This window comes from Collinsella aerofaciens ATCC 25986 (genome assembly GCF_964259375.1).
Classification (GTDB): domain Bacteria; phylum Actinomycetota; class Coriobacteriia; order Coriobacteriales; family Coriobacteriaceae; genus Collinsella; species Collinsella aerofaciens_BO.
Map to the genome: position 1 here is coordinate 1 of NZ_CAXVJM010000028.1, position 10553 is coordinate 10553.

The window sequence follows — 10553 nt, forward strand, 5'->3', positions numbered from 1 at the left end:
GGATTCGCGCCTCAGGACTCAGCGCAACGCGTTGCGCTGAGTCCTGAGGCTGTTGCAATGAAAATGAGAATCAAGGGTGATAAATTTCGCGCTCATTAACTTGAGTGCAATAAAGTAGTGGTTATAAGATTAGCTATTAATATCCGATGCTGTATTTGACCATTCATATTGCACGCTCATTAAGGGGGGCCAGTGATGTCATCGACTCAAAAAAGAGCCATCCTGCAGGTGCGCATTCGCGAGGAAGACAAGCAGCATGCCGAGCATCTCTACGACGCCATGGGCACATCGCTCGCCGAAGCCGTCCGCCTATTTGTCGCGCAAAGCATTTTGATGCGCAAGCTTCCCTTTCAGCCAGTCGCCGTGCGCTCAAAGGACGGCACCGCCGCCTATGGATCGCTCAAAGCATATGGTGACCCCAATCGCCGCTCCGAGGAGCGCAATGCCTGGATTGAATACCTTGCTACAGAAAGCGACGATTCGATTTTGGGCCCCGAGGAAGTAGATATCCATGAGTAGCACCATCATCGACGAGACCGTCATCCTGCGCTACCTGCTTGACGACGACGAAGTTCTGTCCCCGCGCGCCGCCAAGGTCATCGCCACGCGCACCGCTCGCGTCTACCCCGAAATCATCACGCGCGTCGTGGTCACGCTGCGCGACGCCTATAAGGTTCCCCGCGTTGAGATTGCTACGGCCATGAGAAGGCTGCTCGATGACGTCATGGTCGACGAGCCCACCGTTGTCGCCCTTGCCGTCAAACTCTTTGGCAAGACTCATATGGACTTTACTGACTGTCTGCTTGCCGCCCGTACCGCCATCTACAACGATGATGTCGTGAGCTTTGGCAAGCCCATCATCCAAGGCATGATCGATTACCGCCACAAGCGCCAAACCGCAGCCGAAGCCCGCAGCCGCAGCACCGACTCCACCATCGACAAGCTCCGCCACCAATCCCGCCACTAACCGGCAGGCAACGGCATCGCCCGCCCCTCAGCCCCATCCCCTCCTAAGTTGCGGTGAAATAGTTCCTGTTTTCAAGCTTCCACGGGCCTTTTAGGAACTATTCCACCGCAACTTCCAGGTTGGCCATCCGAAACCGACAGCCTTGGACCGCGAATCCTACTGTTCGCCACGAAATGGGCCTATCTACTACGTTTAACCGATTGCCCTCGACCATACCGAAATCCGAAAAATCAATACCGCTGGTAGACGGCTTGCTGATTTTCCGAAAATGCCGCTATGGTCGACCCCTGCGGGCCAAACGTAGTAGATGGGCCGCTTTCGTGGCTCAGCACCGGACCAGTCATTTAGGGACAGGGCTTTTTTGACCACATTTGCCAGCCTATCGCTAGAGTAGTCAAAACAGCCCCGTCCCAAATTAGCTACCCCGGCCTTCAATGGGTTCGCAAAAGCCAAACGACAGCCCGTATTTCACCGCAACTTAGGTGGGGCGGCATCGATTCCCGTCACCCCGTGCACTTACGAAAATGGCTCTGGTCCCAAAAGGAACCAGAGCCATTCATCTATCTTATGGAGCGGGCGACGGGAAGTCCAAGGGTTTGCTTCGCAAGCCCTTGTTTCGCTGCGGGCCATTGGCCCTTGCGTACTGCGCTGGAAAATACTCACGCATTTTCTCAGCTTCGCACCCTGCCGGGTTCGATTCCCGTCGCCCGGCACGCTTATGAAAACGGCTCTGGCACCAAATGGAGCCAAAGCCGTTAAAACTATCCTATGGAGCGGGCGACGGGAATCGAACCCGCGTCATCAGCTTGGAAGGCTGGGGTTCTACCATTGAACTACGCCCGCAAGATATGGTCGGGACGACAGGATTTGAACCTGCGACATCCTGCTCCCAAAGCAGGCGCGCTACCAAACTGCGCCACGTCCCGAAGGTGTTGAGCAGCTAAGGTCTAAACCTTGCGTGTCCCAAAGCGAAGGAAATTATAGGGGAGACTCCCCGCCTGTGCAAGCATTGATGCCTTAGCTCCTCGAATGTGCAACAAAACGACTATGGAGCAGGCCGATCACAAACGCCACCACGGCAACCGGCACCCACGCGGCTCCAATGTCCGTCAGCGGCAGCGCATCGAACGGTAGCCACGCGCCTGCAAAGAACGCATCGCGGACCGAGGTGATCACGCTCTGCACTGCGACGACGCCGCCGACCCAAACCCACACTTGCGGATGCACGTCGCAAAAACCGTGCACCAGGCCCATAAGTACCAGCACGATGGCAACGGGATACAGGGCATTGAGCATAGGCACCGAGAACATAAGGATCACGTCGAGACCCACGTTGGAGAGCACGCACGAAAACGCTGCGAACACAAAGGCGAGAATCGCGAAGGGGCGGCGCATGGCCCCCTCGGAAGCCTCCGCTCCCCCTTCGACCACATACGTCTCGCAGAAGTAGCGCGAGCAGCAGCTGATAAGGCCAATGCACACGTTCATACATGCAAGGAAAAAGATCGCAAAGACCACGACCGTGCCGACAAGGCCAAAGTGCATGGAGGCAGAGCGGGCAAGGATGGCGGCGCCATTGGTGGCATCGGGCATAACCGTGCCGAGCTGCGTGCCGGCAAGCGCCAGGCCGCAGTAGATGACGGCCATAAGCACGCCGGCGATCACACCGGAACGCGAAATCTCAAAGGCCACGCGCTTGTCATCGGTAACACCCAGCTCGTGGATGGTCTCGGCGATGATGATGCCAAAGGCAAGCGACGCGAGCAGGTCCATGGTCTGGTAGCCGGTCAAAAAGCCCTGGACCGCGGCACCGGCATCATAGGGAGCCTGAGGCGCGGCAGCCGGTCCCAGCGGCGAGATCACGGCAGCACCCACGACTAGCACGATGAGTGCAATGAGCGCGGGGCCCGTAATGCGGCCGAGCACGCGCGTGATGACACCCGGGCGCAGCGTGAGCACAAACGCGACGACGAAGAACCCGATGGCAAACACCAGACGTGCCGTGCCGAGCGAAACGCCCTCGGGTAGCAGCGGAACCAGCATTTCGAAGGCCGTAGAGCTTGTGCGAGGAATGGCCAGGCACGGACCGATGGCCAGATAGACCGCCGCAACGAAGAATTCGCCAAACTTGGGATGCACGCGGCCGGCAAGCTCGCGCGCCGTTCCGGCAAGCGCCACGGCGATAAAGCCCATGACGGGCAGGCCGATGGCAGCTATGAGAAAGCCGAGCATGGCAACCGGCGTGGCAGAGCCTGCCTGCAGCGCCAGCAGCGGCGGAATAATGAGGTTGCCGGCGCCAAAGAGCATCGAGAACAGGGCGATGCCGACGGTGACGACATGGTCGGAGCGCAGACCGCGCGGGGCGGATGAAGCCATGAGAGCACCTTTCGAATCGAAACAAAAACGGGACGGGCAAAAACACCCGTCCCGCAAGTATAAACGGTCTAGCAGCTTTAGCAGGCTAAATCGCGCAAAGCGTCGATCGCGGTGTCGACTTCCTCGTCCGTGTTGAAATACCCAAACGAGAAGCGGACGACGCCCTGGCGCTCGGTCCCGAGCGCGCGGTGCATGAGCGGGGCGCAATGGACGCCGGGGCGCGTCGCAATCCCCCACCCTTGCATGAGCGCATCCGAGATCTCGGCAGAGTCGATATCACCCACGTTGAGCGACACAATCGCAGAGCGCGTCGGCTGGTCAAAGGCACCGTAGAGCGCAATGCCGGGGATTTCGCGAACGCCTGCGAGGAAACGCTCGGCAAGCGAGCGCTCGCGAGCTGCAATCGTCTCCACCCCGCCCTGGGCCTCGATAAAGTCGAGGCCAGCAGAAAGGCCGGCGATACCGTGGCCGTTGAGCGTGCCCGCCTCAAGGCGCGTGGGCCACTCAAGCGGCTGCAGCGCATCGAAACTGTGCACGCCCGTACCGCCCATGGCCCAAGGGGCTACGTCAATACCCTCTGCCACGGCCAGGCCGCCGGTCCCCTGCGGACCCATGAGCCCCTTGTGGCCGGTAAAGCACACCACGTCGAGCCCCATGGCCTGCATATCGATATGCGCCGTGCCGGCAGACTGCGAGGCATCGACGATCACGAGCGCACCGGCCGCATGGGCCATGGCGGCTACGCGTGCAATGTCGACCGCGTTGCCGGTCACATTGGAGGCGTGCGTCACCACCACGGCACGCGTACCCGGCGTGACCAACTGCCCAAGCTCGTCATAGTCGAGCACGCCGTTCGCGTCACAGCCCGCATGTTCAACGGTCACGCCCTGCTCTGCTGCCAGGCGGTTGAGCGGACGCAGCACGGAGTTATGCTCGAGCACCGTCGTGACCACACGATCGCCGGGGCGCACCACGCCATTAATGACGGTATTGAGCGCCGCGGTGGAGTTGGGCGTAAAACAAACATGATCGGCCCGCGGGCAGCCCAGCAAGCGCGCAAGCTTGGCGCGACAGCCGTGGATGGTACGCGCCGCATCGAGCGCACCCGACGTCGCGCCGCGCCCGGCATTGCCGAGCGAGCACATCGCCTGCGTCACGGCATCGATGACCGTTTGCGGCTTATGCATGGTCGTCGCAGCGTTATCCAGGTAGATCATCGCACGACCTCCCACATGTCGATCACCGTAAAGCCCTCGGTGGGGACGCCCGCCGCGGCAAGCTCGCCGCGCAGCAGGTCCTCATCCGAAGGCAGCGCCTTCCACGCCAAGCCGCAGCCGGCAGCGACCTCCCCGGGCACGGGAATCGTGCGCCCGGGAAGGCCGCGCTCGATGCATAGGGTCTCGCACCCCATGGCGGCCGCCGTGGTGGGAAACGTGATGACAAGCGCCGGGCGCTTCTCCCTCATGGCAACTCCAACCAATACGCTACGGGCGCACGACGCGCACGGCCTGCTCCATCTTCTCCACGATCACGTACATGTTGGTGACCTCGCCCACCGCAAGCTGGTCTTTAATGCCATAGTGGTCGAGGCAGGTACCACAGGTGAGGATCTCGACACCCTGCTCGGCCAGACCCTTCAGGTCGTCGAGTACCGGTGAGCCCTCGACAGTGAGCTTGGCGCCGCCGTTGTAGAACAGCATGGTCGCGGGCAGCTCCTCCTGCTGCGTCACGGCAAAGATAAAGGCCTTCATGAGCTTGTGGCCCAGCTCGTCGTCGCCGCGGCCCATACAGTCGGTGTAGACGGAAATGACGAGTTTGCCCTTGCCAGCGCTGGCATCACAGAAGGCAGCGCCATCCTGTTCGGGATCGGCCACGGCAACGGTGCCAGAGGTCGCCACGGTCACGTGCCACTCGGCGTCAGAAACCTTCTCGACTGAGGCCGTGCAGCCCTTCTCCTGCGCCATCTTGGAGATGTTCTTGACGGCGGTCTCGTTATCGACCGAGGTCACGACGGCGCCCTCGTCATCGAGCTGCTTAAGCGCCTTGAGCGTCTTGACGACGGGCAGCGGGCAGGCATCGCCCATGGCATTGACTTCAATTTTGGTAGACATAGTTTTTCCTTTCGAATAAATCGTTTTAGAGCGGTACATAGCTCAATAAACGTGTCGTTAACGGACAACGTGGACGGCAGGACCGCCTGGCACCGGCTCACACACGCGACCGACGACGGCGGCAATACGTCCTTCGGCATGCAGACGGCGCGCAAGCTCATCCACATCGGCGGCAGGCGCCGCGATGAGCAAACCACCAGACGTCTGCGGATCGTATAGCGCATCCAGCATGCCAGGCTCCAGGCCCTCGTCGGCAGCCACGCGTGGGCCAAAGAAGTCCTGGTTGCGGTAGGCGCCGGCGGGGATAATGCCAAGACGCGCCATGTCGAGCACCTGGTCAAAGAGCGGTACCGTTCCCGACGCAAGCTCGATCTGCACGCCCGAGCCCTCGGCCATCTCGCACGCGTGCCCGATCAGGCCAAAGCCCGTAATGTCGGTGCAGCCGTGAAGCTCAAGTCCCTCGGCCAGACGAATCGGGGCCTCGTTGAGGGCGCGCATCGAGTCAAACATGGCTGCGGCCTCGTCCTGCTCGATGAGCTCGCCCTTAATGGCCGTGGTGATGATGCCCGAGCCGATCGCCTTGGTCAGCAGCAGAACATCGCCTGCGCGTGCGCCGCTGTTGGCGAACATGCGGTCGAGCGCGACAAAACCGCTCACGGACAGCCCGTACTTGGGCTCGTCGTCGTTGATGGTGTGGCCGCCCGCGATGGAGCAACCCGCCTCGACGCACTTGTCGGCGCCGCCTGCCAGAATCTGACCGGCAACTTCAACGCCCAGACAACTGGGTATGCAGAGCAGGTTCATAGCATGGCTCGGCCGCCCGCCCATGGCGTAGATATCCGACAGCGAGTTGGCTGCGGCAATCTGGCCAAACAGAAACGGGTCGTCGACCATCGGCGGAAAGAAGTCGATGGACTGCACGAGGCCCAGGTTCTCCCCTACGCGGAAGACGCTCGCATCGTCAGAGGTATCGAACCCCACGAGCAAGTTGTCGTTATGCACGTTGGGTAAATCGCCCAGGACCTGGGCGAGGGCTCCGGGGGCCAACTTAGCGGCTCAACCGCTCGCGGCCGTCATAGACGTGAGCTTAATCTGATCGTCAGCCATCGATACCTCCTCTCAAACACAAACAATGCATCCCAGTATACGCATGAACGCGCTTCCACGGCCGATACATCACCCTAGCGCCTGTGCGCGAATCGCCGCGCCGATCGCTCCGGCAAAGCGAGCCTGGGGCGAGGTGGTCACCGGCGACCCCAGTAGCTCGCCCAACCGTTCAACGACATAGGCGTTTTCGCACAGGCCGCCGGTCAGATAGTACGGGGCGCCCGCGGCCTGCCCGGCCATGGTCGCCACGCGCGAAACCACGCTGTCGATCACGCCACGCGCAATGTTCTCGCGCGGCTCACCGCGACCGATCAGGCTGATAACCTCGCTTTCGGCAAACACCGTGCACATGCTGCTAATCTTGGTGGGCTCGCCGGAACGCGCCAGGTCGGCCATCTGCTGCTGGGAAATGCCTAGGCGGTCGGCCATGATCTCCAGAAAGCGCCCCGTGCCGGCAGCGCACTTGTCGTTCATGGCAAATTTGACCACGCGGCCGCCTTTAAGCTGGATGACCTTGGTGTCCTGGCCGCCCACGTCAATCACCGTGCCGTGATCGCCAAACAGGCGCACGGCACCGGTGCCGTGGCAGGTGATCTCGGTCACGACCTTGTGCGCATAGGGCACGGCGACACGGCCGTAGCCGGTCGCGACCACACGCACATCGTCGCCCGTCACGTCATAGCCCGCCGCTGCCAGTGCCTCGCGCAGCCGCTCGGAAGCATCGACCGAGGAGAACCCGGTTGGCTGCACGCACGTCCACGCCACCGAACCCTCCCCATCGACCACAGCGGCCTTAGCCGCCGTAGACCCGATATCGATCCCGATCCCTATCATGGCTCTCTTCCAATCTAAACATCAAAGGTAGCGGCGCGTTCAGGCGCCTTAGCTCTAGGTTTCTCATGTGCCGGAGATTGCCCCGAAAGAGGAGCGCAGCGTACTTTGGGTACGCAAGCGACGGTTTGAGGAGCAAGATCCGGCGCCTGAGGAAGCTAGAGGGTTTCGATGAAGGCGGCGATGCGGGTCTCGATCTGGCCCATGTCGCCGTTGCTGTAGTCGGTCTCAATCTTCATGTACGGAATGCCCGCACCCTCGACGGCCTCCTGCATGCGCGCACTCTCAACGTTGAAGGTGTGGCACGCCTGGAGCACGCTCTCCACCACGCCATCGACGTGATACTTCTCGCACATGGCCAGGGTGTTTTCCATACGGCCGCCGTTGGGTGTCATGACCGAGCAGTTGATATCCAGGTAGCGGTCGGCAATGGCGCGCAGGATGTCGGGAGCCTCCGAATCGATCATCATGGCCGCCGTGCGCTCGCCCGAGCAGTCGTCCATGCACACGACCACGCCGCCGTTGGACTCGATGGTGCGGCCGATTTTGTTGATCACGCCGCCCACCGGGCAGCCGGTAATCAGAATGCGCTTGGCATCCGCCGCAACCGGGCGCTCGCCCGCGTCGTAGGCCACGCGCAGCTTGGCGACCTTTTGCTCCAGCTGCTGCGTATAGGCCTCGATATCAAAGCTAAACGTACCGGCAAACATAGTGCTCATCAGGTCGACGCCGCTCATGGCCGCCGGCTGGTTGGCCTGCAGCGCAAACATCTCGAGCTGGGCAGCACGCAGGCGATTGCGACGACGGACGGCAGCGCGCAGGTCGTCATCGGTGATCGTAATACCGTAGAAGTTCTCGAGCTCCTCCTTGAGCAGACGGCACTCCTCGTACCAGCCCTCGCGCTCGTAGGCGCGATCGCGACCCTGTGGCAGGTGCAGAATGTGCGTGCGCTTGAGCTCGTTAAGTAACTCGTACATCTTCTTCTTGCCGTCGCAGGTGGTCTCGCCGATGATCATGTCGCTAAAGTACGTAAACGGGCACTTTTGTGAATAGGCAAAACCGTACGTCGACTTGATGAGCGGACACAGATTTGCCGGCAGCACCTTCTCGGCCTCGGGAATTACCTCGTCGGATGTGCCGCACAAGGCCACACTTGCAGCGCCCGCGGCATCGATAATCTCGAGTGGCGTATAGCTGCACAAAAAGCCGACCAGGCGATTGCCGGCCTGTTTGTAATCCTTAACGCGAATAAACGCGGCCTTGCGTTGCTCGTTGAACTCCTCAAACGTGCGCGGCAACGGCTGCTCAATATATTCCGACATATAACTCCTTAACAAACCTTTTAACCAACCAAGGAGACGGCTTTCCCAGGTGCCCGAGGTTGCCGTGAAAGAGGAGTCGCCGCGTACTTTGGTACGCAAGCGACGGTTTGAACGGCAAGATCGGATGCCTGGGGAAGCCGCCGGGACGGATATAGCCCTAAATGGTTTCCAAGAAAGCCTCAATCCTGGTTTGCAGTTGGCCTGCATCCTCGCCGGCGTAGTCGGTCGTGATGTGCATAAACGGAATGCCGGCCTCCTCGGCGGCCTTCTCCACGGCAAACGACTCCATCTCGTAGAGCGTGCAGAACTGCAGGGCCACGTCGACGATACCGTCGGCATGCAGGTCCTTGGCCATCTGGACAATGTCCTTCATACGCTGGTCGTTGGGCGTAAAGACAGCGCAGTTGATCTTAAAGTAGCGCTCGGCGATGGCGTCGAGCATCTCGTCGACCGTCTCACCGGACTCGTCGACCAGGTCCTTGTAGTAGCGCGAGCCCGTGCAGGACTCCTCGCCTACCACAACGCCGCCGGCCTTCTCGATGAGGTTGAACAGCTTCCAGTTGGGCACGGCCATGGGCGTGCCGGTGTACAGGATGCGCTTGGTCCCCTTGGGCGCCACGCCCTCGCCGGCCTCGACACGCTGCTCGCACTCGGCGGCCATGTCGTTGATGGCTCCGGTCAGACGCGGCGTGTCGTCCATAAAGGCGGCCTGAACGGTCAGCAGGCTATCGAGACCGCTGATGGGCGCCGGATCGGCAGCGCGGGTCACAGCCAGACGCTGCAGGGCGCGACGCTTCTCGTTGACGGCGTGGGTGGCAGCCTTCAGGCGCTCGGGCGTAATCTTGACGCCGCACTCGTCCTCGATCTTGGCCGCGAGCTTCTTGACCTCGGCCTTCCAGGTCACGAGCGTCGACTCGTCGTGCACGTTGGGGATATCCATGACGTACATGTTCTTTTGCGTGGCAAAGAACTCGTAGGCCTTCTTCTTGCCATCGCAGGTGTTCTCGCCCACCACCAGGTCGCTCGACTCAATGTAGGGGCAGACCTCGCCCAGCTTAAAGCCGGCAAAGCTCTTAATGAGCGGACAGGTGTTGCGCGGCAGATGCTCCTCGACCTTGTCGGTCGCCCAGTCGGCACCCGAGCACAGGCCCACAGGAATGCCGTCACAGGCAAGTACGATCTCCTCGGGCACGTAGACGCAGAACGAACCGACGATCTTGGTGGCCTCGCCGGCCTCCTTCTTGTCGAGCATCTCCTTAATACGGCCACTGTGGATGTTGGTGGCGACAAAATCCAGGTAGGACGTGGACTTGGGGCGATTATTCTGCGTCAGGAACATATCGCCGTACATCTGGCCCACGGCGCCCAGCAGCATGTCGTGGTCGGCAAGATTCATGCCGAGGCTCTCCCACATCGGATGGAAATCAAATTCTTCAGCCATGACGGTTCCCCTCTCGAACCAAAAACGGATAACAGCGGTATCGATGCACGACGGACGGCGATTGCCCGGCCGTGCTCAAACCCGGAATTTTGGGGAACCTGCTTTGCAGCTGATTATTTAGTTGTGCGTCGTCTCTCCCGGAGCCGTGAACATACCTGCTCATATGCGACTCCGAGCCATATATAGGGCGCGCGCGGCAACGCGGCGAATGTATGTCGTCTGCGGCATATGCGCACCCTCCTTTACAAGTTAAGGTCAACTATATCAACGGTCGTCGACCATGCGAACACCGTTGACATTCGTACGACAGCGTCGTGTGCCGCCTTGATTCTCATTTTCATTGCAACAGCCTCAGGACTCAGCGCAACGCGTTGCGCTGAGTCCTGAGGCGCGAATCC

General features: G+C 60.8%; 10 protein-coding genes and 2 tRNA genes. 2 read left to right on the forward strand and 10 right to left on the reverse strand.

What is annotated here, in order from left to right:
• The first annotated feature begins 195 nt into the window (after nt 1-195).
• Together ACEXKH_RS09360 and ACEXKH_RS09365 are read left to right on the forward strand one after the other, a co-directional pair.
• Nucleotides 196-519, forward strand: coding sequence for a type II toxin-antitoxin system RelB/DinJ family antitoxin (locus ACEXKH_RS09360; protein WP_158554596.1), 324 nt, complete (start codon nt 196-198; stop codon nt 517-519).
• Complete coding sequence (locus ACEXKH_RS09365; RefSeq protein WP_373573908.1) at nt 512-967, forward strand: PIN domain-containing protein; 456 nt, start codon at nt 512-514, stop codon at nt 965-967. Before ACEXKH_RS09360 ends, ACEXKH_RS09365 begins: the two co-directional genes overlap by 8 nt.
• A gap of 769 nt (nt 968-1736) precedes the next feature.
• Here ACEXKH_RS09365 and ACEXKH_RS09370 read toward each other — a convergent pair.
• The 10 genes from ACEXKH_RS09370 to ACEXKH_RS09415 form a co-directional block, all read right to left on the reverse strand.
• A tRNA-Gly gene (locus ACEXKH_RS09370) sits at nt 1737-1810 on the reverse strand.
• Between the two features lie 6 nt (nt 1811-1816).
• Nucleotides 1817-1893 (reverse strand) — tRNA-Pro (locus ACEXKH_RS09375).
• Nucleotides 1894-1984: 91 nt separating this feature from the next.
• The gene (brnQ, locus tag ACEXKH_RS09380) at nt 1985-3343 is read right to left on the reverse strand and encodes a branched-chain amino acid transport system II carrier protein (RefSeq protein ID WP_373573909.1); all 1359 of its coding nucleotides are present in this window, start codon (nt 3341-3343) and stop codon (nt 1985-1987) included.
• Between the two features lie 77 nt (nt 3344-3420).
• A complete protein-coding gene (locus ACEXKH_RS09385; RefSeq protein WP_373573910.1) occupies nt 3421-4560 on the reverse strand; it encodes an aminotransferase class V-fold PLP-dependent enzyme in 1140 nt (379 codons plus the stop codon).
• The gene (locus ACEXKH_RS09390) at nt 4557-4808 is read right to left on the reverse strand and encodes a DUF3343 domain-containing protein (RefSeq protein WP_316370439.1); all 252 of its coding nucleotides are present in this window, start codon (nt 4806-4808) and stop codon (nt 4557-4559) included. Before ACEXKH_RS09390 ends, ACEXKH_RS09385 begins: the two co-directional genes overlap by 4 nt.
• A 19-nt stretch (nt 4809-4827) precedes the next feature.
• Nucleotides 4828-5454 (reverse strand): sulfurtransferase-like selenium metabolism protein YedF, encoded by a 627-nt coding sequence (gene yedF / locus ACEXKH_RS09395; RefSeq protein WP_373573911.1) that lies wholly within the window; start codon nt 5452-5454, stop codon nt 4828-4830.
• A 57-nt stretch (nt 5455-5511) separates the two neighbouring features.
• A complete protein-coding gene (gene selD / locus ACEXKH_RS09400; RefSeq protein WP_373573912.1) occupies nt 5512-6561 on the reverse strand; it encodes a selenide, water dikinase SelD in 1050 nt (349 codons plus the stop codon).
• 69 nt (nt 6562-6630) lie between these two features.
• Nucleotides 6631-7395, reverse strand: a complete 765-nt coding sequence (locus ACEXKH_RS09405; protein WP_316364803.1) for an acyl-CoA dehydratase activase — start codon at nt 7393-7395, stop codon at nt 6631-6633.
• Nucleotides 7396-7550: 155 nt separating this feature from the next.
• Nucleotides 7551-8714, reverse strand: a complete 1164-nt coding sequence (locus ACEXKH_RS09410; RefSeq protein WP_373573913.1) for a double-cubane-cluster-containing anaerobic reductase — start codon at nt 8712-8714, stop codon at nt 7551-7553.
• Between the two features lie 157 nt (nt 8715-8871).
• Nucleotides 8872-10155: a double-cubane-cluster-containing anaerobic reductase gene (locus ACEXKH_RS09415; protein WP_373573914.1), complete on the reverse strand. Its 1284-nt coding sequence runs from the start codon at nt 10153-10155 to the stop codon at nt 8872-8874.
• Nucleotides 10156-10553 lie beyond the last annotated feature (398 nt).

What these genes read in the sequence shown, in the direction of transcription:
- ACEXKH_RS09415 (WP_373573914.1), bottom strand. Translation starts at nt 10,155, where the DNA reads ATGGCTGAAGAATTTGATTTCCATCCGATGTGGGAGAGCCTCGGCATG.
- ACEXKH_RS09365 (WP_373573908.1), top strand. Translation starts at nt 512, where the DNA reads ATGAGTAGCACCATCATCGACGAGACCGTCATCCTGCGCTACCTGCTT.
- ACEXKH_RS09390 (WP_316370439.1), bottom strand. Translation starts at nt 4,808, where the DNA reads ATGAGGGAGAAGCGCCCGGCGCTTGTCATCACGTTTCCCACCACGGCG.
- ACEXKH_RS09385 (WP_373573910.1), bottom strand. Translation starts at nt 4,560, where the DNA reads ATGATCTACCTGGATAACGCTGCGACGACCATGCATAAGCCGCAAACG.
- brnQ (WP_373573909.1), bottom strand. Translation starts at nt 3,343, where the DNA reads ATGGCTTCATCCGCCCCGCGCGGTCTGCGCTCCGACCATGTCGTCACC.
- ACEXKH_RS09410 (WP_373573913.1), bottom strand. Translation starts at nt 8,714, where the DNA reads ATGTCGGAATATATTGAGCAGCCGTTGCCGCGCACGTTTGAGGAGTTC.
- ACEXKH_RS09360 (WP_158554596.1), top strand. Translation starts at nt 196, where the DNA reads ATGTCATCGACTCAAAAAAGAGCCATCCTGCAGGTGCGCATTCGCGAG.
- yedF (WP_373573911.1), bottom strand. Translation starts at nt 5,454, where the DNA reads ATGTCTACCAAAATTGAAGTCAATGCCATGGGCGATGCCTGCCCGCTG.
- ACEXKH_RS09405 (WP_316364803.1), bottom strand. Translation starts at nt 7,395, where the DNA reads ATGATAGGGATCGGGATCGATATCGGGTCTACGGCGGCTAAGGCCGCT.